Annotated in this window: 23 protein-coding genes; 2 read left to right on the top strand and 21 right to left on the bottom strand. The window is 49.1% G+C overall.

Annotated elements, in window-relative coordinates:
* Positions 1–100 precede the first annotated feature (100 nt).
* On the bottom strand, positions 101–934 hold the full coding sequence (locus B5M13_RS10870) for an SdiA-regulated domain-containing protein (protein WP_080055695.1): 834 nt from the start codon (positions 932–934) through the stop codon (positions 101–103).
* Between the two features lie 162 nt (positions 935–1096).
* Between B5M13_RS10870 and B5M13_RS10865 the strand changes: the two genes are divergently transcribed.
* Both B5M13_RS10865 and B5M13_RS10860 read left to right on the top strand, forming a co-directional pair.
* Positions 1097–1858 carry a TssN family type VI secretion system protein gene (locus B5M13_RS10865; RefSeq protein WP_080055694.1) on the top strand — a complete coding sequence of 254 codons (762 nt, stop codon included), beginning with the start codon at positions 1097–1099 and terminating at the stop codon, positions 1856–1858.
* A 151-nt stretch (positions 1859–2009) separates the two neighbouring features.
* Positions 2010–3074 carry a DUF3500 domain-containing protein gene (locus B5M13_RS10860; RefSeq protein WP_080055693.1) on the top strand — a complete coding sequence of 355 codons (1065 nt, stop codon included), beginning with the start codon at positions 2010–2012 and terminating at the stop codon, positions 3072–3074.
* Between the two features lie 93 nt (positions 3075–3167).
* On the opposite strand, the gene B5M13_RS10855 is transcribed toward B5M13_RS10860, so the two are convergent.
* The 20 genes from B5M13_RS10855 to B5M13_RS10765 form a co-directional block, all read right to left on the bottom strand.
* Entirely contained in the window at positions 3168–3584 is a 417-nt protein-coding gene (locus B5M13_RS10855) for a DUF3592 domain-containing protein (RefSeq protein ID WP_080055692.1), read from the bottom strand.
* 49 nt (positions 3585–3633) lie between these two features.
* On the bottom strand, positions 3634–5430 hold the full coding sequence (locus B5M13_RS10850; protein ID WP_080055691.1) for a type VI secretion system Vgr family protein: 1797 nt from the start codon (positions 5428–5430) through the stop codon (positions 3634–3636).
* A 3-nt stretch (positions 5431–5433) separates the two neighbouring features.
* Positions 5434–5940, bottom strand: coding sequence for a type VI secretion system tube protein TssD (gene tssD, locus B5M13_RS10845; RefSeq protein ID WP_080055690.1), 507 nt, complete (start codon positions 5938–5940; stop codon positions 5434–5436).
* Between the two features lie 16 nt (positions 5941–5956).
* Positions 5957–6331, bottom strand: coding sequence for a type VI secretion system tube protein TssD (gene tssD, locus B5M13_RS10840; protein WP_080055689.1), 375 nt, complete (start codon positions 6329–6331; stop codon positions 5957–5959).
* Positions 6332–6393: 62 nt separating this feature from the next.
* Positions 6394–6939 carry a type VI secretion system tube protein TssD gene (gene tssD, locus B5M13_RS10835; protein WP_080055688.1) on the bottom strand — a complete coding sequence of 182 codons (546 nt, stop codon included), beginning with the start codon at positions 6937–6939 and terminating at the stop codon, positions 6394–6396.
* A 19-nt stretch (positions 6940–6958) separates the two neighbouring features.
* Positions 6959–7351 carry a type VI secretion system tube protein TssD gene (gene tssD, locus B5M13_RS10830; protein ID WP_080055687.1) on the bottom strand — a complete coding sequence of 131 codons (393 nt, stop codon included), beginning with the start codon at positions 7349–7351 and terminating at the stop codon, positions 6959–6961.
* Between the two features lie 33 nt (positions 7352–7384).
* Positions 7385–8746, bottom strand: a complete 1362-nt coding sequence (locus B5M13_RS10825; RefSeq protein ID WP_080055686.1) for a DUF5458 family protein — start codon at positions 8744–8746, stop codon at positions 7385–7387.
* A 103-nt stretch (positions 8747–8849) separates the two neighbouring features.
* The gene (locus B5M13_RS10820) at positions 8850–9296 is read right to left on the bottom strand and encodes a hypothetical protein (protein WP_080055685.1); all 447 of its coding nucleotides are present in this window, start codon (positions 9294–9296) and stop codon (positions 8850–8852) included.
* 49 nt (positions 9297–9345) lie between these two features.
* Positions 9346–9648 (bottom strand): PAAR domain-containing protein, encoded by a 303-nt coding sequence (locus tag B5M13_RS10815; RefSeq protein ID WP_080055684.1) that lies wholly within the window; start codon positions 9646–9648, stop codon positions 9346–9348.
* A gap of 3 nt (positions 9649–9651) precedes the next feature.
* Positions 9652–12210 (bottom strand): ATP-dependent Clp protease ATP-binding subunit, encoded by a 2559-nt coding sequence (locus B5M13_RS10810; RefSeq protein ID WP_080055683.1) that lies wholly within the window; start codon positions 12208–12210, stop codon positions 9652–9654.
* Between the two features lie 119 nt (positions 12211–12329).
* Positions 12330–13253 carry a hypothetical protein gene (locus B5M13_RS10805; protein WP_080055682.1) on the bottom strand — a complete coding sequence of 308 codons (924 nt, stop codon included), beginning with the start codon at positions 13251–13253 and terminating at the stop codon, positions 12330–12332.
* Positions 13254–13364: 111 nt separating this feature from the next.
* Positions 13365–14522, bottom strand: a complete 1158-nt coding sequence (locus tag B5M13_RS10800; protein ID WP_080055681.1) for a hypothetical protein — start codon at positions 14520–14522, stop codon at positions 13365–13367.
* Between the two features lie 99 nt (positions 14523–14621).
* Complete coding sequence (locus B5M13_RS10795) at positions 14622–15557, bottom strand: hypothetical protein (protein ID WP_080055680.1); 936 nt, start codon at positions 15555–15557, stop codon at positions 14622–14624.
* Positions 15558–15625: 68 nt separating this feature from the next.
* Positions 15626–17488: a type VI secretion system baseplate subunit TssF gene (locus tag B5M13_RS10790; protein ID WP_080055679.1), complete on the bottom strand. Its 1863-nt coding sequence runs from the start codon at positions 17486–17488 to the stop codon at positions 15626–15628.
* A 96-nt stretch (positions 17489–17584) separates the two neighbouring features.
* Positions 17585–18016: a GPW/gp25 family protein gene (locus B5M13_RS10785; protein WP_080055678.1), complete on the bottom strand. Its 432-nt coding sequence runs from the start codon at positions 18014–18016 to the stop codon at positions 17585–17587.
* Positions 18017–18028: 12 nt separating this feature from the next.
* On the bottom strand, positions 18029–18415 hold the full coding sequence (locus B5M13_RS34085; protein WP_245859933.1) for a hypothetical protein: 387 nt from the start codon (positions 18413–18415) through the stop codon (positions 18029–18031).
* Complete coding sequence (locus B5M13_RS34080) at positions 18415–18954, bottom strand: hypothetical protein (RefSeq protein ID WP_245859931.1); 540 nt, start codon at positions 18952–18954, stop codon at positions 18415–18417. Before B5M13_RS34080 ends, B5M13_RS34085 begins: the two co-directional genes overlap by 1 nt.
* A gap of 450 nt (positions 18955–19404) precedes the next feature.
* Entirely contained in the window at positions 19405–20724 is a 1320-nt protein-coding gene (locus B5M13_RS10775) for an MFS transporter (RefSeq protein WP_080055677.1), read from the bottom strand.
* 44 nt (positions 20725–20768) lie between these two features.
* A complete protein-coding gene (locus B5M13_RS10770) occupies positions 20769–21554 on the bottom strand; it encodes an SDR family NAD(P)-dependent oxidoreductase (RefSeq protein ID WP_080055676.1) in 786 nt (261 codons plus the stop codon).
* A gap of 40 nt (positions 21555–21594) precedes the next feature.
* Complete coding sequence (locus tag B5M13_RS10765) at positions 21595–22653, bottom strand: sugar phosphate isomerase/epimerase family protein (RefSeq protein WP_080055675.1); 1059 nt, start codon at positions 22651–22653, stop codon at positions 21595–21597.
* Between the last annotated feature and the right edge of the window lie 41 nt (positions 22654–22694).

Here is a 22694-nt window from a genome sequence, read left to right as displayed (position 1 = left end):
CCAGCACAAAGATTGAATAGTTTGTCGTTGATAATCTACAGTTTTCGGTATACGGTTTTCAGTACGCGAAGGGGTTATGGGCAGCCTAGCGAAAACCGAATCACCGACTGTAAGCAAATTTGAGGATATAGCCTTTCTTGCCATCGCCTTCGCTGGCAATATACAGATCGCCATTGGGCGCAAAACAGATGCCTTCGGGCTGACGAAACAATTTGGGATCAAGCGGCTCGGAGTATTTGATTTTTGCCTGACGGCTGGTAATGACCAATCGTTTGCCAGCCGACGTAAGAATATACCAGTCGCCCGTCACAGGGTGAACGGCAATACCGGATGGTTTGTAGGTTTCAGGATCGATGCCAGCTGCTTTAAGCTGTTCATCATTGAGGCTCATATCCCTAAATACCGCTTTATTCAATAGGTCGAACGAATAGACAGCTTTATCGGCAGATCCTTTTCCCTGTTTAACCGCAATCAGCAAGCGTTTCGTTTTAGGGTCATAGCCAAGACCTTCAACTTCAGTTTTTTCGGGCAAATCCGTTTTTGTCCGGCCTATTTGCGTCGATTCTGGTTTGAAGCGAAACAGATTGCCGTTGCTCTCAAGGACATACACTTCATCGTTCACGTATTCGATGCCCTCAAAATCACCGTATCCACCGAAACCATAGTCGCTGGCTATCTTACCTTTCTTCGTATCGAACACGTATACGACCGCTTCTTCATCCTGTACACACAGCAATTTATCGTCTTTAAAATACGTCAGTCCCGATATTTCCTTTAGTTCTTTAGGAAGCGTGTAATTTTCAACAGGTTTGCCGAGTTCATAGGGGAGTTTGAAAGGCGCTTCGAGCGTTTCAGCCTCAGGTTTATCAGTCTTTTTTGAGGAGGGGCCGCAACTAGCCAGCAGAAGCAACAGTCCGATAATCAGACGATTCATAGTTTATCAGAATTTGAGAAGTGACAAAAATGCGCCATTTCCGACAATACCCTACAGTTTTACGACCCATTGCTGAAATTTTTGTGTGATCTTTCAAATTTTCGACCATATTGCAAGTACGAACCAAAACCGCTCTACCACGATTAATACCATTTACCTGTAATGCCCAATTTAGCTTCCGTAAAACGATTTCCAGGAATTCTTTACGGCATAGTGATTGGCCTGCTGCTGGGGGCAATTAGTTATGCCGGTACGCTAGAGAGTGCTAATTTTCAGCAATATTACATTCTGGTCCAGGCGCTTGCACTGGGCATTGGTATCCTGCATGTGTGGTTAAGCCCCCGCTTTGCGCCCAATCTGGTTAGGACGTTTGGACTCGGGTTCATGACAACCCTGTTCATTCTGCTGGCAGGTATCGGTTTTGCCCTCCTACTCTATGCGCAAACGGGCTATCTGGGCAGCCGTTGGCCATTCGTTTCCAGTCTGTTACCATTTCTTATTCCATTTTTAGTCGTTCAGGCCTATCAGTATTTCATTCAGATACCTCCTGCCGATTACAAAAAATGGTACTATCCGATCAATGGCGATATGCCCGATCTGGATCTGCTTGACCTGTCGAAGATTTTAGTGATTCAGTTTGAGTTCTTTAAAACTCCAGCCGATACGAACTACACTAATTTTAAAGCCAAAGCCCCGGTAGCCATGTCGCTGGGCGATTTGTTTCTGGTGTTTATCAACGATTATAACGAACGCACACCCAACAGTCCTATTCAGTATACCGATGCATCTGGTCGGCCTTATGGGTGGGTATTTACGAAAAAAACAGCCTGGTGGCAACGTCCGGTCTATTTCGACCCGGCACTCGATTTTTCGCAGAACCAGTTGGTTGATAATGCCACGATTATTGCCCTGCGAGCAGCCTGATATACAGAGCTTTTACCGATTAAAAAGAGTATCTCGTTTGCGTTACGGCTCCCAGATAGAAGGTAGATTTTTATGATGATTATGATTCATTAATACAATCGCAGCTGAACAAGAGCAATACGTTTTCAAACCTAAATCGTACTGACCATTCATGAAACGCTTACTTCTCCTGACCTGCTGGCTGTTGCTGGGGAGGATCAGCTTCGCTCAATCCAGCAGTATACTCATTGACGCTACAAATCGGTTTCTGGCTACACTCAGCACCGACGAACTAGCCAAAACTCAATACGCCTTCAACGACAGTCTTCGGTTCAAATGGACCAACCTGCCCGTAGGTCTGGTGCCCCGGCCAGGTATTCAATACGGCTCTCTATCCGACAAAAGCCGCATGGCGTTTCACCGGGTACTATCAGCGATATTGAGTTCGCAGGGCTATCTGAAAACGACCAGCATCATGCAACTGGACGATATTCTGAATACGCTTTACCAACAGGCGTTTGATAGTGGCCAAATCGACCAGAAAATGCTTAAAATGATGCAGGACCTCAAATGGTCGCATGGCAACTACTATATTTCTGTATGGGGTAAACCGCAAGCCAGCGAACCGTGGGGATTAAACTTTGGCGGCCATCATATAGCTCTGAATCTCACCTGCGACGGTCGCCATGTGTCGATGTCGCCCTATTTCATTGGCACCGATCCCTCAGAAGTCAAATCAGCGAAGTATGCCGGATGGCGGGTGCTCAGTAAGGAAGAAGATTACGGCTTTATGCTGATCAATGCGCTGAACGACACGCAGAAGAAAGTGGCGATTCTCCAACAGAAAATACCGGGCGATATTATTACCAGCCCGCAGAGTAACCAGCGCATTACCAGTTATTATGGCATTGCTGCCAGCCAGTTTACCAATGACCAGAAAGATTTACTGAAACTGCTCATTCAGGAATATACCCATAACTTCGAGCATCAGAAAGCCCATCAGCTTTTCAATAAAATTCTCAAATCGGGCATCGACAAGGTCTACTTTGCCTGGATCGGTAATCAGGAAGCTAACAAACCGCATTACTACATTATCAACGGCCCTGATTTTCTAATCGAATATGACAATGTGGGTTTTCAGAACGATGGCAACCATATTCACGCTATTCTGCGCGAAAAAGGCAGCGAATTCGGCGAAGATTTATTGAAGCAGCACTATTTGCAGAGTCATAAGTAATTGGTATACCGCAAGGACGCTAAGGCGCAAAGAATAGGTTTATATGTCTTTGCGCCTTGGCGTCCTCGCGGTGTCATTCAATGACAGCTAAACTTACAGAAAATACGATTTCAGATACAGCTGCGCTAAGAAATAACCACCACCAACAATCAGGAGCGGTACCGCTACAGCCAACCAGATAACCGCCCAGCCGAAGGCGCCAAAATACGTTAGAACAACCGGATTTTCGGGATCACTGGCCTGATAAACAATCGTTGCTTTTTCGCCTACATCCCAATCGGGGGGCGAAGCAGCAAACATATAGGAATGCAAAACTTCCTGACCATTCATGGTTTGGTATTTAAAAATGGGCCGGTAGGTGTATCCTTTTTTTGATTTTTCTTTTTCAAGCCTGTCCACAACAGCCATAACCCGATGGCCCGACTGAATGAGGTTAATTGCTTTGGAAAACTTTGATACAGAGAGGATGAGCAGGCCAGCGCCAACCAAAAATGTGATTAAATAACCCATATCGTTTTCGTGTTGAGATCCGTTTGGCGGCTTATTTTTCCCAAAATCATTAGTTCAGCATGATAACACCGCCCTTTACCTCAACCATCGCATCGCCTTTGAGTGAGGTTTGCGTTCCCTGAAGCGAGAGTTGACCGTTGGCCTTGACTTCGGCCGTAGCATCGGCTTCGGCACTAACCTGAGCGCCTTTGACCCCGACCTTAGCCGTCCCCTCAATCTTGACTTCGTTGGTGGCTTTCAGTTCGATATTGTTCTGCGCTTCGAGGGTAATATTGTTCTGCGCTTTTACTTCAATGTCTTTTCCCTCAATATGAACAACGCCCTGCGTTTCGATAGTAATTTTTCCGTCATCGGCGAAGGAGAGCAGAATACGGGTGTCGCTCTTGTTAACGTTGGTCAGTTCAATTTTTTCTTCGCCACCCTTATCGTAAAGGCTAATCTTGTTGCCAGCCTTCGTTTGTATAGTTTTCTGAATATTGTCGCGGTACGTATAGTCTACCCCATCTTTTTTCGGATACAGACTAGTCATTACGTAGGGATACTCGGCCAGGTTCGACTCATACCCAATCATAACCTGTGCATCGATTTCCGGCACGAACAACATGCCTTCGCCATCGGATGTGTAGGGGTGTGCTACCCGAATCCAGTCTGATTCCTTACTATCGCCTGGCCACATGAACTCCACCTTTACCCGGCCCAGCTTTTCAGGGTCTTCATTATCAACAACTTTGGCCAGTTCGGGCTGTCCGATGGGTAACCGAAACGATGGGTTGGGTGGTGGATACGCCACTGAATCGGGAACGGCCCGAAATGTATTGGAATAGTTGCCGCTACTGTCCAGAGTATGCGATACGTACGTAACCCGATAACTACCAAAGTTTTCTTCCGACGAACCTCGTTCGGTTATGCGCGTGCCTTTTACCGAAATAACCGTACCGACCGACACATCAGGATTCTCGCCAAATCCCTGAAAATCGACCAGTCGGCTAGCTTCCATCGCCTTTTGCGTTTTGGTCACATCGTCCAGTTCTTTTTGGGCATACACGAGTTTGGGCAGCGGCACCTGCGATTCCTCGCTGAAAATCTTCTCCGATTCATCAAGGGTAAAGTCGCCCCACTGCCCCAGCCCATCCACCTTCTGATCTTTGGAATGGCTCTGGTAGGTTTCGTCGGCCAGATAGTCGTAGCGGTTGAAAAGGAATTTGGCGGGTTTCACACGCAGGCTCATGGCAAACGTCTGCATACCGTCGACGTTAAAATCCACTTTCTGATCGTTGGGTTTGCCAAAAATCAACTGCTGACCGTCGTAGAAACACCACTCACCATACTCAGCCGCCAGCCGCGCCAGAAACTCAAACGCGGTTTCATCGTACTGAACCACGTACCGTAGCGAGTCGGAGTGCTTCGGTTTGATTGATCGTTTGAGTAGGTTACTGGGGTATGGACTCAGCACTTTATCGACAATATCGGATAAGCCACATTCCAGAAATGACCGACGTAACCGACTATCTTCCAGCAGAATAGTTAAGCCATAGCCCGTCAGAACAAATACATTGGACGTATCGCTGGTATTCTTTAGCGCGAGTTCGGTAATGATTCCCTTAAACTTGAAATCGAAGGAGCCTTGTTCGAGCAGTGGTTCAAACGAGAACTGAATCGTTTTGCCGATGACATTTTTGTGCGACTCATGAAAAAACAGTTCGTTGGCATCTTCCAGGTCCTCGAATGGCACTGACAGGCTAAACTGATGATGGCCAAACAAGTCCTGCTCAATGCTCAGCGATCGAACGTTTTTCAGTTCTTTACCGCCTTCGAGTTCAATATGCGGGACAACCTGTTTCGCCATAGACTAGGTGTTTTGATGGTCGATACCATCCAGCTTAATTTTCTCCGCCGACAATCGGATCAATGTACAGTAGCTGCTCCCTGTTCGTTCCACGAAGTGTAACAACCGTCTACGATTTGTAATTAATCGCGCCTTAAAATCATCATCATGCGGCCCAATATCCGTATTGACGATGTCCTCCACATCGGCCGATATACTGGCATGATCAAGGGTAGCTGCTGACATAAATTCACTATACATCGTAGCATAGGCATCCTCAAACTCAAGTTTTTGCAAGGTTGATTGCTGGTCGGTGCGGTTAAAGGTGATATCACCATTCTTTTTTGTGGTTGCCCCCGTCGCCCAGTCACCCAGCAGGTCTTCGTCGGAGCCATCCAGAATCAGTAAAATTGATCCCCCACGTACCCCCGAAGTCGGACGACCACGATCATATTTTTGGGAAAGCGTATGCTGGCACTGCAACACATTGAAGGTTTTTCCTTCAACCGTTAATGTAGCTAGAAATGACATATCGTTTGGGATAAAATCAGGTAACGCGCAGGGTCGCTTTATTAATAACCAGTTCTCCGCCCGTTATCAATATTCGGGTATTCATGTAGTTCATATCGGCCATAAAAAAATCTGAATAGCTGACACAAACAGACTGCTTGAATTCAATTTCCTTGAATGTGGCCGATTCATCAATTCGGCTCAGGATAACCTTTCCATCTTTCTGCATGTGCGGATCAATCATCCAGTTTTTAATGGTTTTATCATCCATCACATCCAGGCAAATCACCATTGCCCAGGAAGGTCGGGAAGCTGGTTTACCCCGCTGATCCTCCTTCCTGCCAATTTCCAGCATCATCCAGTTGATGTTGTAGGGATTACCGTCAATATTTAATGTTGCTTCAAAAGCCATAACGTACTCATTAGTAAAATTTGTGTCTGGAAATCAATGCATTCCAGACACAATCTGATTAGCTACTTTTTCCCCCACTGGTTATCATGTTCCACATCCCGTACCCGGATCTTTTCGCAGGATAACGAGAAATAAGTAACGTAGGCATTACCCGTACGACGTTGAAAGCCGCGAGCCTGATCAAAAGCACTTAGCAGAGGGCGGAAATTATCGTCTTTACCACGAATTTGATTGTACACCCGGTGCGCAATATTGGTATTATCGTCTTCTTCAGCCGATATTAAATTGAACTCATTGCGGATACCCATACTATCGTCAATAAAGTTCTCATTAACATCGGTGATAAAAGCGCTTTCGAAGGCATACTCAACCAGGGTACTTCCCGAATCGTCGATGGTCTTGATTTTACCACTTTCGGTGCGGGTAGCCTCGCAAAGCCATTCGAAGAAGATGTCGTTTCCTCCTTCTACAAGTAAAAAAATATCGCCTGTGAATACGCCGGAAGCCGGTCGCCCCCGGTTATCCATCGCCTGATGCAACGAAATGGCGAATTCATAGATTGGTAAGTCTTCGAGGCCGGCAACGGTTAAATTTGCTTTGTAAGCCATAGTTATATAAGGTTAGAGGTTAGCTCCAGACATGGGGTAAGGAGGCATTGCCATTGCTGATCTCATCTCCCGAAATAACCAGTGTGGTCATTAGAATGGAAGAGTCAGCCACAAAGCCTTCCGTCATTCCATAACAGTGAGCATCTTTCATGGTCCACTGCTTCAGCACAGAGCCTTCTTCATCAATCTTATAATATTTGATCGTGACATTTTTGGCCATGGTTGGGCTAACCATCCATTCGGTAAACGTACCGTCCTCATCCGTATCAATCGCTACGGCAATAACCCACCTGGCAGCCGACGAAGGCCGCCCTTTTGTATCGCGCTTCCGGTGACAGGTCACATAAACTTTTCTCAGCTCAATTGGATCGCTAACGCCATCGATCTCTAACTTGGCATTAAATGAAGCCATACTAACTAGTGTTAAAAGGGTGAATAAAAGACCTTACTGTTGATCATAATCTGCTTTCCACTCAGCCGAATCGGGGTCGTCGCCCTTCTGTCCGTCGAGTTTGAGCAGGAACGTTTTAGCGGGAAAATAAGGAACCATGTGAATGTCGAGGTAAATCCGATCTTTTTGCTTAGGGTCCTGCTCAAAGCGCAACAGCTTGAACTTTTCGATGAGCTTACCCGGCCCCGTTACGTTGTCCAGAAACTTTACGATCTGCTTCTGGATATCGGCTTTCGTGTTGTAGTTGAAATTCTCAAACGCCCGGCGGTTCAGGAAATCAATCAGCACTTTGGTGATGTAGTCGAATACACGGACTACGGAGTAGGTCTGCAACCCGAGGTTATCGCCATTGAAAAGCGTTTTGGCCGAGAAGGGCATCACCTTGCCGTATTCGTTGACCATCGGAATCAGGCCCATTTTTTCGAGTGTCGATATTTCGCTTTTCTTCAACGGGAACCGCACGCCGTCGGCTCCATTCAGCGAACCGTGTTTCCGCCCAGCCGACACCTGCGACATGACCGTTGCGTATAGCTTACCCGCCAAGGCACTTGACCCTGGCACATACAGGTCTTCTTCCTCCCCAACGTCCTGGTGCCGCCCACGTCCGGCCAGCCAGTTGCAGGTCATCATCACGTTGGAAAGATAAGCATCCCCACCTGTCAGATCAGCCGATTCAAAGAGATCAACCACGTCGTCGGGGGCGTCGAGGTGTTGGAAGTCCGTCACCATCATGACCTTGTTTTTATGCGCAATCTGCGCCCACGTATCCACCACTTTCTTTGACCCCAGATAACCGGGCAGCACCATCAGGGCATAGCTATCACGGAGGTCAAGCCGGTCGTAATTACGAGCAAACTCTTCGGCAACCGCATCGATAAACGTAGTATTATCGAGGTCGGTGAGCTGCTCCGGCTCGGCGTTCATAATGTTGACATTCTTTACCTTGTCCTGTTCGGTATTGGCGTAAAAGCTGGCAACTGACCGATAGGCCTGTTCCAGTCCACGGCTGGCTTCGAAGGCTCGGCGTAAGTTTTCGCTCAGCAGCGTCTGTGCCGCTTCGGCCTTCGACTGGGCAGTTTCGGCCAGCTCAGCTACTGAATCGGCACTGGTGAGCAGGTCAAGCATGAGTTGAAGTCGTTTGCTCAACTGCGCCCGTTCCTGCTGCTTCGACTGCTCGGTAAGGAAGATTTTCTTACGGGCCTTTTTTTCGGGATTCAGATTCTGAACGCCCTCCAGGGTCGTTTCCAGAATAGAAAATCCACCGTATTTGGCTAGTTTGGCCGAACTGGCTTCAAGGGAGGGTATATCTTCAGCGAGCTTTTCGCTGGTTTTGAGCGGTTTATCCTGTGCTTCCATGTTGTGTGTTTCTGTTTACTGTTTATAGTTTCCTGTTGGCTGTTGCGGGCATGATGGATGCGTCAACCGACGGAAAACTATAAACTGAAGACTGTAAACTAGTTTATTGGGCTTCTTCCAGTTCACGAATCATAGCCTGAATAGCTGCTATATAGGCGGCTTTCCCATCGGGGTTTTCGAGCATTGTTTTTAGGATTTTGTTCGATTTCAACTGCTTCACATAGCGCTGAAAATCTTCAAAAGTCATGCTCAGCTCCTGGAGGTATTCGCTCTGGGCGATAATACCTTTTCGGCCAAAATCGGCTAATGACATAAACTGGAGGGTTTCGCTGGTGCTGCCTCCTTCGTCCGTTTCAAACTCGACCTCTACTTCGGGTCGGAAATGGGCAAACACCTCTCCTACTGTTTTCAGTCCTTCGACCACTTCCGGGCGAACAGGCGGGTCGGATGTCAACTTCTCAATGAGGAGGGTTTTATTTTGTGGGATATCGACGATGCTTTCGCTGACATTGAGCTTCCGCTCCTGCCCACCAATTCCGTAATCGAACATAATGTATACTCAGTTAAACGGTTAGAAATCAATCTTTGCAACCTTCATCTCACCCACCAATCAGCACGGTTGGGCAACCCGCTACGATGCTTCCGCCATGAGCGGTGGTATCTCCCATGCGAGCAGCAGGCTTTCCGCCAATCAGCACCGATGTGGAGCCCATCGCAATCACATCAGGAGGGCCTACGCAGGTACACAGATCACCAACTACGGAAGCCGGTTGACCACCGATCAGCACAGTCGGCATTCCAGGCCCCATTATGGGGCCGCCCACATGCGGAATCGGTACTACGGCCGGTGTTTGCATGGGGCAAACGTGCATATCGGCTAAGCGTGCGGCAGGCTGTCCCATTGGTTAAGCGGTTTGCGCTTGGCTATCAGCAGGTTGTTCAACAGAAGTGGTTAAGGCCGTTTCTTCATGGGCTATCGTCCATTGAAGCTCTTCATTGTTTACATCGACGCGAATGGTAGACCCTTTCATTACGTCTCCGGCAATGATCATTCGAGAAATGGGCCGCCGAAGTTGGTTCCGAATTACCCCTTTCAGTTGCCGGGCTCCATACTGCGGTGTAAAGCCCGAAAGAGCCAGGTGCCGACGAGCCTCGGTTGTGAGATCGAGCGTAATACCTTGCTTCGTCAATTGATCGGTCAGGCTGCGCAGATGGAGGTTGAAAATCCGAATCGCGTTCTCTTCCGAGATCGGGGCGAAGGGTACGATCTCGGTCAACCGAGCCAGAAATTCGGGGCGAAAATGGCGGCTCATGGTTTCCATCAGCTCCGTATTGGTCGGAATCTGGCCTTCGCCAAATCGCTGAATAACCAACTGGCTTCCAATATTTGAAGTAAATAGCACAACCGCATCCGAGAAATCGCCTTCCTTCCCTAATCGGTCGTGCAGACGACCTTCGTCCAGAATTTGCAGGAAGATGTCGAACACAGATGGGTGCGCTTTCTCAATTTCATCGAACAGAACGACTGAGTAGGGTTTCTCACGGATTTTATTCACCAGCAAGCCCCCTTCTTCGTAGCCGACATAGCCCGGAGGAGCCCCGTACAGCAAAGCCGCTGAATGTTCTTCCTTGAACTCCGACATATCGAACCGAATCAGGAACGACTCATCGTTGAACAGGAAATCGGCCAGCGATTTGGCTAGTTCCGTTTTACCCGTACCAGTCGGTCCAAGCAAAAAGAAGGAGCCGATGGGTTGACCGGCTTTGGTGAGGCCGGAGCGAGACTCCAGAATAGCGTCGGCGACGGCTTTCACGGCATGATCCTGCCCGATAACGCGCTGTTTCAAGACTTCATCCATTGCCAGCAGTTTGTCTCGCTCTTTGCTTTGGATTTTCCCCAGCGGAATACCCGTTTTGTGCGAAATCACGGCCGCTACATCATGCCGATCGACGGTTGTTTTTTGCGCATCGGTCAAGGCCGAAAGCCGGGTTAGTTTCTGCTGAATATATTCGGTCAGTGTCGAAACCGATTCAAAAGGATCATCCGTCGATTCGTCATCGCTCTCACGTTCCGCAGCCAGATTCGCTAATAGAATGGGGCTTATTTTGGCTTCCAGTTCCTGATGGAGGTAACGTAGATTGCTTAATGAGCCACTTCCATCAAATGAATTGGTCAGTTTGTTCAGTTGTTCCGTCAGTTGAGCCACTTCTGCGGGGGTTCGTTCGCTGATCATACGAACAGCCGACAACGTGCGGTCGAGGAGGTCAACGGCAGCATCGGGCAACCGACGATTTCGGCTATAACGCTTGGCAAGGGTGACGGCTTCCGAAACCGCATCGGCCCCAACGGTGAGCTGATGATGACTTTCGTAAAAAGGAACCAGCCGTTGTACCATCCGAATAGCCATATCGACCGAAGGCTCTTCTACCCGCAACACATCGAATCGGCGGCTAAAAGCTTCATCGGTTTCAATATATTTCCGGTATTCATCGAGCGTCGTAGCGCCAATCACGGTCAGATTCCCTTTGGCCAGTTCAGGCTTGAGCAAGTTGGCAACGCCCGTTCCAAGCGGCCCCCGGCTGTCCAGCAGTTGGTGGATTTCGTCAATGAACAAAATGATTTTGGCATCTTGTTTTAGCTCTTTGAGAATGCTTTTCAGCCGATCTTCGACCTCACCTTTGTAAGAAGCACCAGCCACCAATGCCCCCAGATCGAGTTCGAGGAGCCGGGCATTTTTCAGATGGCCGGGCACATCGCCCGCCACGATATTAAGCGCAAAGCCATCGGCCAGGGCCGTTTTCCCGACACCCGGTTCACCAACCAGAATCACATTGGGTTTGGTCCGACGTCCCAGGGTTTCGGTCATCATTCTGACTTCCCTGTCGCGGCCCAAAATCGGGTCCAGACGTCCTTCTGTAGCCATAGCGGTTTTATCTACACAATACCGCAGCAACGCCTGCTCCGACGTCGGTTTACCAGCTCCGGCTGCTTTTGTCCCGCCCTCCGAACCAGCCGCTGGCGCAACCGCTGTCTGAACATCGGCATCAGCCAGTGCCGCCCGCATCAGTTCGACCTGTGTCAGAGGAAAGCTCTTCAACTGCTCTGGCGTAAACGCAATCCCTGGCTTGAGCAAAGCCGCCAGCACACAAACAGGGTCGGTCTGTGCTTTTCCTAACTGCATGGCAACCAGATCGGCCAGTTCCATGGTAGCTTTCACTTGTTCATCGCCCGGTGGGTTGGTCGATAATCGGCTAGCTTTAGGGCTGGCTTCAATCCGTACCTCGGCCCACTCGCGCAGGTAAGGCACATCCTGACCCATCACACCTAGCCAAGAAGCCAGTCCTACCTCATTATGAAGCAGGCCCATGAGCAGATGCGCCGGAGCGAACAGCTCATTCTGATACTCCTTCGAAAGAGCCTGGGCAATCTGTATCGCCCGTTTTACTTCTTCAGTGTATGCCATCAGAATCGGAGTTTAACTAGTGGAGGTCATTAGGTAGCCATTGCTTGTCATTCGTCGTTGTCGAGGGCTATACACCGAGTAGCTCAGCTACCATCCATGCCAACGAATGCCCATAACAATCAATCAGAACCTAATCGGCGTAACTTGGCATTGATAGCCGTGATACGCTGCTGGGCATCGGGACGGGTATTTTTTTCCAGCGTTTCTACGGCAAATTCATACAACGGACGACGCCAGAGCGGGGGGCGGTTTGTGGCATCGGCTTTTTTCTCACATCGGTCCACAATCTCCATTTCCACATCCGCTCGTGATACCCCTGCTGAGGTAGGCGCAGAAACGGTCGGAGCGGGATTGCTACCAGCCACTTTCAACTGGGCTGTTAAATCATTGATACGTCGTTGGGCATCGACCAGTTTGCCCGTGCATTCCTGAAACTGCGACAGGTAATTGGGTCCGCCACCGCCCGATGGAGCCGGAGCAGCCGCTGGCGCTGCGGATTTGGCCGCCAGCAGTTTCAGCATTTCGTTCTCCTGTCGTGCCTGAGTCAGTGCTGCCGTCAGTTTGTCGATCTGGCTGGCATCGATTCCCTCTTTCTCCAGCAATTCGCGCAAGTAACTGATGCTGTTGCGGTAGGTAAGCACGGCATCGTAGGCATTGATAATCCGATTCGACAGTTGCTTATTCATGGGCTGCAATTGCACGGTATCGGCTTTCAACATGTTTACCTGCTGTTGAATCCCACTTTCCAGTCCCGAGAGCTGGGTCTTTAAACTTCCCTTTTCAATATCGGTCGCTTTTAAATACGCCTGATCGGTGGTCTGGAGCGTTTTCAGGTTCGCCGTTACGCCCTCCATCGGCTTCATCAGCTTTTGCGTTTGCTCATTTAGCGTTTCGGTCAGCCGAGCATTTTCCTGCTTCAGCACATAATTTGGCGCGCTAAATAACAGATATACGGCTAGTAAAGGAATACTAAGCGAAAGGCAATACACACCCAGAAATCGGCTGAAGGCTTGCTGGCGTTCCGGTTTATTGAGAGGTTCCATCGATTATATAGAGAGTTTTTTTCAGTGGTTAAGGAAGACCGTCAAAACGGCTGATGCAATCAATGTTAACTTATTTTCAGACAGCCACTTAGAATGACTTATTTAGCGGTTCTACCCAAGTGGACTCCAACGCGAACGGGGCTTTTCGGGCGGGGTTTCCTTTACTTCGTGTTCGATGATGAATACGTTTTGCCCTTTGCGTTTGCCGATAAAATCCAACTGAGCCAGCTTATAAAACACATTCGAAACGGTTCGATAAAACGTATCCAGCTCCGCCAGCAGTTGGGTCAGTTCCGTATGTTCATACGGTAATTGCAGAACTGCATTGAGCTGCGCTTCCAGAGCGCCTGGCGTCAGATCAGCCCATTCGCTGATATAGCCAATAAACTCTTCCCGTTCGCGGCCGCTAAGCATAGTCATAACCACACGCATTGCCTGAATGGGCCGTAAAAGTGTTTCAGCCATATACACGGGTGGCTCGTAAGGAACAATCCAACTATAGCGCGTACTGATGTCGCCCAAGGTAAAGGCAATGCGTTCGGCCATCAGTAAGGTACTGGTTTGCAGGGCGTTTTTTGAATCCCGCTCCTTAGTACGCTGCAGGATTTTGTACGCATTCGTTTCCAGCGATTCGAGGTGTTTGCCAAATTGCTGGTGCCATTGCTGGAGCCGGGGCAGGCTGTAGACCGATGTACAGGCTGGAATATAATCGGGGTCCTGCTGAACTTCGCCATTCCCATATCGAATCCGGCCAACAATCAACTGATAGCTTAATTCCCCTGCCCGTACCTGCGCCGATGGCACCACATCGAGCCGATATTCGGGACGGGTGTGCGGATGTCGTGGGGGTGTTTCGGTCAGGATTGGCTCGCCTGTGGGTACGCGTTTGAACGGATCGACTGTCAGCAGTACATCGAAGGTTTGTGGTTTACCCGTTTGCAGGCCATAGGTAGCTGCCAGTGTTGCAAACGAGGTCGTACAGGTTAGCGAATCAGTCGGATTATGGTAATCAATCCGTCCCCCATGCGGACTGACCGCCCGACAGGTGCGAAGCTGGACTTTTATATTTTGGTTGTAATCGCATTGAACCTGCATGTCGAGGGCATTCGAAGCAGGCAAGATGCCATAGCGAAACCGCGACAAACCCATGGCATGGCTATCACGCAATTGATCGTGCATGAAATTTTCCCACTCCGTAAAATGGCGTCGGGCGATCTTCATGCCATCCACCCAGTTGACGGGAAGATAGGAGAGTTCTGGTATTGTCATAGTAGAGAGGGCCAATTATTGATGTATAATATAGGATGTATGATGGCTACATGAATCTGTACATTAAAATACATCCTACATCATATACCATACATCCAATTATACGTTTGTTGTAAAATCCAATCGTCCAAATACCTCGTTTTCGGCCAGTAGAAACGTATCGTTCAGAGCTGACGTATCCAGTTCAATACCTACAGCAGCATCCAGGGGAGCCAGATAACCCGCAAGCCACTCAATCATTCGACGCCCATCACTACCAGGCAGGTAGTTGGCCACCCGTTCGGTTCGGTCGATATGCACGATTATTCGCAGCAACGGTTCTTCGTCGCGTAACCAACCATCAACTACCGAGCTTTCGCCCAACTGCCACTCCCCCAGTGGTGCAGTATCAGTCTCGACCAGCGTCATGCCCCCTGGTTCAAGCTGTAGGCTTACACGCTCTTCCATCAATTGTTCGTAGCAGGCTTTCATCGCTGTTGGATCGCCTACCATATGATGGATCACGGGCAGGATGTACAGCAAACGTTTTACCTGCTCCGATGTCAGGAAATTGGGAAGGTTCCAGAACCAGCTCAGTAACTCATTAGGTTGCTCGGTATCGCTATGAACCGGGTACGCACGCTGTTCCTGCTCAAGTCGAATACGCTGCCGAAAAAACTCCTGCTCAAACGGCAGAAAAAACGTACGGGCCGCTTTTTCCCGTTCGCGTTGAATGCTCATTTCGCGCAGGATAGCTTCTTTGGACGTTGCCACCTCATTTGCCGTTGGCTGATGAAAAACCCCTTCCGGCAGCAGATCATACAAACCACTTCGGTTCAGGTCAATCTGCAACCACCGCTTCGACGTATGCTGAGCTTCCTTCCATTCCGTTTGGCTGATATCGCGCCCAAAAGTCCGTTTGCCCAGGCCTTCCGGGTTGAGTACCAGTTCATCGAGCGAAACCCCATCTTCGAGCATATCCGCCAGCACTACCTCGGCTTTCAAGTCGATGGGCAGGTGCTTAAGTCGTTCGGCGTAGACGGATAGCATATCCATAAGTTACTGAATTAAAGGCAATTCAATCAATCTATATACTGGATACTAAGTGAATAACTGGGTATGTTTTAACCTGACAACACAACGACCTCAAATGGCAATGCCGACACCGACTGCGTTTCCAGACTACGTTGTAACAAAATGGCCTGCTGCTGCCAATCGGCCGGAGAAAAGCTACTTCTGGCCGAGGGCTGTAAGCTGACTCGAATACACCGCTGGAAGCCATTGGTTGGTAATGGATCAATCCGAAATGATCGCTCGACAAGAACCGACTGGAGGTGATGGCCCAGTTCGGCCTGGCAGGCAATCCGGACATCTTCCAGCGTTACGATACGATTACGGGTCAGCAAGGCCCGTTTATACTGGGTAATTTTCTCCGATTCTTTTGGTCGCTCACGCCCACCCGCAGTGGTCGTAATTAGAAATCCACCATCTTTCCGAAGATTGTTGTCGGCGTATGGTGTCAGGCGGCTTCCAGCCGGAAGGCGATTGGCAGCCTCCCCATCGCAAGTCCAGTACTCGATATAAACCGTATCACCTGGTTGCTTTGGTTTGATAATCAGGTATGGAATCGTATCGCGTTTCTGCGTTTTCTGATCTACTTTTGCTTCAAGCCGAGCCAATGCCTGATTCAGTTCCCGAATGACTGACGTCAGAAAATCTTCGCCCAGGGCCGCAAAGGAAGCGCTTTCGTCGCGCAGTAAATCCTGTAAATTCGTCAATGCCTGACGGGCATCCCGTTCATCGAATCGACTGACACCGTATTGGATCGTATAGGTTTCAGTTTCCACACCAGACATAGTTCCTAGTGGAATGGCCGTTAACGAGCGGTTTTGACTGGTTCGTATATCACGTACCGCCAGGAAGCATCGATCGGTTTCGAGTGGGATAATATTGAGGTTCTGCTGAAGTCGGTACGTAATCCGGTGAAGCCGTCGGTTAATCACTGGAAAGCAATTGACTCCACAGATTACACCTGCCAGCGTTTGTACACTGACGGTATGGGGCAACCGCACCTCGATCCACCAGCATGATTCCCGAATGGTCCTTAATTCCCGGTCTGAAAACCACTGAGCTATACCCGACGGATAGGGCTGGCGATGCTCGGACATCGATTTGAACAATGGAGCCGACTCAACCGTCACAAAATGGCGTTCGTAACCAGAAACGGCCTGTTTTTCTACTTTGTGCATGACGTTGAATTCCCGCTCGAGCAACGAACCTGATGAAGTATCTGTAGCATCGGTTGGTAAACCTGCCCGTACCTGTACAGTTTGTCCGGCCAGCCACCAGGAACTCATTGTTAATGCAGCCAAATTCTCCTGCCGATCAGGTTCCGTTGGCCAGTCAAAAAAGAATGAGACCCCCTCCAGCGAAGTAACGTCCTCGTCCAATTCCAACCCCAGCCAGAGCGATTGATAGGGCAACACAGCCGCTGCACCCTGATGCTGAGCAATTGGTAGTTTCTGAATGGCTTCATCGACCCGGAACAGCGTTTCGGTAGTCGCTATATACCGTACAGCACCGTCGACAATGGGAAAGGTGCCGACGGGTGAAAAAAAGGCTTCGAGTGCATTACCCGCATCGGTACGGGCGGCTCCGGTGCGCTTAAAACTGAGCTGGGTTGCAGCCGATAAACGAGTCTTAGGCTCCACCGGACGCGCCTGCGCGATGGCAAAAGCCGGCCGGGCGACATCCGGTTCAGGGTGCAACACCTGAGCCAGCCGATCAAGCAGGCGGGTTTGGGTATTGCCAATCTCGACCGATACCCGTTCGAATTCCATGGCGCAGGCTTCGATCAGCAACGCTACCAGAGGGTCGAAACTATCCAGATCTGTTTCGGCATACCCCCATAGCTCAGCCGCCCGGCGTAACATCCGGGCTTTGACTCGCTCGCGGGAAAAACCTTCTGCAACAAGATCGGTAGCCATTTGATACGGGTTAGTTAGTCGTTGGCATTCTCTTCACAGGAGTCAGTTTCGGGGGCGAATGCAACCATCACCCCCTAAACTGACTTCCACAAATCGTTACTCGGTTGACAATGGAGCCAGAAACAGGCTCCGCTGAAACGAAAATTGTTCATTAGTACGAACTAGCTGACCATCGATCCATACTGTTAGCCGCCGTTTTACTCGTTTGCTTACCCGTCCAAGCAGCATCTCCTGATCGTTCAAATCCACACGTACCCGCACTTGAGTAAGTCGCTTTTCATGTTCAGCAATCGACGCTTCGATGGATTGGCGAACCTCTTCTTTCCATCGGCTATTGGCCTGATTAGAAAAATCTTCGTCCCACAGGCTACAGCCAAACGATTCGTCGAAACGTGACTCGGCAAAGTGCGTTGTCAGCATCAGGTATAAATTCTGGGCAATAGACTGCGGCAACGAACAGGTTGGATGCGGTTTATGTTGCAATACCTCATCGAAACGCAACGGCAACGCATAATAGGGTTGAGACATACCAGCCGTAGCTTAAAACCGGAATAAAATACCAGCGCCAACGCCAACGCTGTTCATGACCACATTCGAACTGGCAGACTGATAAACATCCACCCCGTCCTGCTTGGTATTGGTGTACTCGCCCTCCGTTTTGTATTGGTAGATGTACGTAGACTTGGTTGTTGATCCAGACTTTGTACTGGTCGAGGTATATAGAGACTCCTTTGGCCGGAACGACTGGTTGTAGGCAACTATCTCGGCAAACCCACGCAAACTCTCTCCCAAACGGAACTGAATGCCTAAAGCTGCCTGATAGCCGATTGCCAGCGAATTTTCACGATAATTGGTTTCACTACTGGTGGTTGTGCTGGCCCCGGTTGTTGGCGCATATAGGCTATTCGATGTAGTTTTATAATCCATCACAATCCCCCTACCAGGCCCAATCGATTATATATGTAGTAGGCAGGGCGTGATAGCGCTTTAAAAGTAATGTTGGGTGTGATGGATAATACCCGCAGGGTTGTCGAAGTTGTACCTGTAGATGTATAATTGGAGCCTTTGTAGTTGTTCTCCGTCGTTAGGGTAGACCCGAATAGCATATCGGCATCAATACCTAAATTAATAAATTCACTGACAATTACGCCGACACCAATGCCAGCCCGAGGCCCTGCCCCTAATCCTGTAGCATTATTTTTGAAGCCTGTGTTCGTCATACCAGACTGGCCTGACGTATAACTGGTAGTTACCTGGGAGCCCGGCGTTAACAGCCCATAAAACCCATAAAGCTTGATATAAAACGGTGCTTCAATAGTTGCCTTGGGTTTATGTGGGGCTTTTCCGGTGCTTACCGACTCCGACGACCGACTCGTAGTGTTTAAGGATGCTATTGTTTGGGCATGGGCAATACCCATACTAACAGCCAGACAGGTTAGTAAAAGAAGATGGCGATGAGTAGTCATTGGTCATGTTATTTAACGAGGTAAAACGTACACACAATGAGCCATTTAGACGGCTCAGCAACGAACTGTTCACCGATGAAGTGAGAGGCAAAATAAATCGTTAAAGAGACAGCGTCATAGCGTATAACTACGCGTCTCACCGGGCAAAAATCCGGGTTTTATGGGGATCTATTTCGCCCACCGAATAAGCTCAGCCATCCAGACTTGACCTGATTATCTTCCTATGCCCTGATTAATGACCAGACTACCTATGAAAAAAAAGCATAACACCCTGATTTACAGGAAGTATCAAACAATTTTATTACTAAATATACGATTTAAAATACTATATATAATTAAAAATATACACTCCTCGCTATTTCTCAACAAAATTTTACTTTAGTGTTCAAAGCTATTCGTAAATGACTTGATGGTCAGTCTGCTTAACCAAATTCCCAATAGAGAACAACCTTATAAGACCACTTCCTGTTTCGCGTCGGTAGTGGTAATTCGTTCGGCTTTGCCGACCATAAATATGTAGGCACAAGCCCCGATAAACTCAACAATACCAATAAATACGATGGCGGGTTTAAAATCAGTGCCCGTTATCAGATGCCCAATGGTAATGGGCACCACAATAGAAGCCAGATTTCCCATGAAATTAAATACGCCACCCGTTAGGCCAATCAAGTGCTTCGGCGATAAAATGGAGACGAATACCCAGGAGATCAACGCCATACCAACGCCGAAAAAGGCTAACGACATGAAGAAAATAATCATGGCGACATCATCGGTATAATTGGCCCCGATAATCACTACCGACAACAGTAATCCTGCAATAATTGGTGTTTTGCGGGCCATACTTACGGATTTCCCCTGCCTTACCAGCCGATCTGATACAAAGCCCGACAGCAGCAGCCCTGCGCAAGCCGCCAGAAACGGAATAGACCCCAGATAGCCCGACTGCCTGAAATCGATTCCCCGGTATTTGACCAGATAGGTTGGAAACCAGGTTAGAAAGAACCAGAGTGTGGCATTGACCGAAAACTGACCGATGTAAACACCCCACAAGGTCCGTTTCGAAAAGATCAGTTTGAAATTCTCCCAGCGCCATAACGACGGGGTATCCGTCCCCGATTTTTTGCCATGAAACAACCCTCCCCCTTCTTCAATATAATCTAATTCGCTCTGATTCACACGCGGATGATCCAATGGATCACGGTAGAACAGATACCAGACAACACCCCATACCAGCCCTACCAGGCCCGTAACGATAAACAGCCCTTTCCAACCTGCATAATACTGAACCGTCACTAAAACCGGCGTCAGGAAAGCCAATCCAATGAACTGTCCGGACACATACATGGAAATAGCCGAAGCTCGTTCGTTGTCAGGAAACCAACTGGTGACAACTCGGTTATTGATCGGATACGATGGTGCCTCGAACGTACCTGTTGCCAGTCGAAGCGAAAATAGGCTCAGAAACCCACTGGCAACTGACTGGGCCATGGTAGCGATTGACCAGGTAACCAGGCAAAACGCATATAAAATTCGTGGACCAAACCGATCGGCAATAATCCCACCTGGAATCTGTAAAGCAGCATAAGCCCAGCCAAAGGCCGAAAATATATTCCCTAACTCAACAGTCGATAGCTCCAAATCTTTTCCCAGCTCGGTAGCGGCTACCGACAGGTTAGCGCGGTCCAGGTAGTTAATCGCTACGTTCACAAAGACGAGTGCTAACATGCCATAGCGCACCCGGGTCGGCTTTTTATCAGTTGAGAGGTTCATTCGTTCGGTTAAGGTTTCAGTTTATACGTTATCGGTTTACAGCCTTAACGGGCCGTCCAGCCGCCATCGACGGTAAGCATCGAGCCAACCATATACGTACCGGCATCGCTCGCCAGAAAAATAGCGGCCCCCTGAATTTCTCGTAATTCTCCCCAGCGTCCCAGGGCCGTTGCTCCCACGACAAACTTTTTCCCTTCCTCCGTATCAGCAATCGGCACATTCATGGCCGTTAAAAATGGGCCTGGGCAAATGGCATTCACGTTGATGTTAAAAGGAGCTAATTCAAGCGCCAGCGCACGCGTCATCTGCACGACAGCCCCTTTGCTGGCCGTGTACGGCGTACGATTCGATAAACCAACTAACCCGAGCGTACTGGCCAGATTGATGATGCTGCCCCGACCGGCTTTTTTCATATAAGGCGTCACCGCTTTAGAACTCAGCCAGGTACCCGTTACATTGATGTCCATCACGGCGGTAAAATCATCAAGCGTGAGTTCATCAATAGGGCCCCGAATGTTGATACCTGCACTGTTGATCAGAATATCGATTTGGCCGAACGCGTCTATGGCGGCTGTTGCCATCGCTTCGGTTTGTTCCTGTTTCGTAATGTCGGCGGCAAAAGCGATGGCTTTTACACCAAAATCCTGGGTCAACTCCTGAGCGGCTTTTTCGCATTCATCGGCATTTCGGCTCACCAGCATGAGGTTGGCTCCCGCCGACGCTAATCCGGCGGCCATCGCCAGCCCTAATCCTTTCGACCCACCCGTCACGATGGCGACCTTCCCTGTAAGATCAAATTGTTTTATTCCCGGTAATACGTCTTTTGTCATACGGTTGTAATGGTTCTCGATTCAGATGTATTCTATCTAGCTATACCATTCCTAATTTTCCTTTACTGTAATTGATACAGGCAACAATGTTTTCTTCTTCAAGCGCCAGTTTCTCGTCGGCGCTCAACTGAGATACGCGGGGTAATCCTCCGGGATATTTGTGCTGCCGAACTGTCCGAAGCGAACGGGCCAGATCGGAACCAGGTAAAGCAGGAAACGTTTCCCAATAGGCTTCCGTCAGACAGGGGATTTCCAGCGGATCGCGGGTAATCATTTCCAGGCTGAACGTGCCCGATGGATTGTATTTCCGGCAGAGGTCGACCATTTTTGGCAGGTCCAGAATCCCTTTACCCATAGGCACTTCCGACAGAAGGAAACCGTTCGGATACTCTTCAACAGCCATGTCTTTTACGTGAGTGCTGAATGTGTAGGGCGCTAACGTCTGCACCACTTCCATGGGGTCTTCGAGTAGGGCCATGCTGTTGCCAAAATCCAGCGTTACGCCTATCCATTCGCTATTAACCTGTTTCAACAAATTGACCAGATCTGGTGCCCGCCAATCTTTATGATTCTCGACGCCCAGTTTGACTTTGTGTTTACGAAGTACAGGTTCCGCCAATTGTAGGGAAGCCAGCGCGTTTTTTTTGAGCTCCTCAAAAGCTGCAACGGAGTGATAGGTTTCGTATCGGCGTCCACTCGAACAGACCGTCCGAAGTACCTGCGCGCCAGCCTCGCGTGCCCCGATTACATCCTGCTCAAACTTAGGCACATCCTCTGCTTTTTTGGGCAACCCGATAGAACCTTCCAGATAGAGGCCCAGTTTCTCCCGTTTTTCGCGTACTTGTTTGGCAAAATCGCTCGACCAGCCATTGACGATTACCTGCACCCCACCGGCCCCTAGCTGATGGCAGTGATCCAGCAATTGAAGCGCGTTGGTAAAGGGTGGATATTTTTTACTATCCACTTTCGAGTTCCACCGACTCCAGTACGAGTGTACAACAATACCCATGCGTTTGTCGGCCAGAAAGTTGGGCAACTCAGGCAATGAAAATGCCACTGCCCCTACCGAAGCCCGCTGTAAAAAATCTCGTCTATCCATTTGGTTAAGGAGTTTAATGCACAATGAATAATGGACAATGG

The organism is Spirosoma aerolatum (assembly GCF_002056795.1).
Classification (GTDB): Bacteria; Bacteroidota; Bacteroidia; order Cytophagales; family Spirosomataceae; genus Spirosoma; species Spirosoma aerolatum.
Note: the sequence above shows the minus strand (reverse complement) of the source record. Positions and strands in the feature narration are given on the sequence as shown.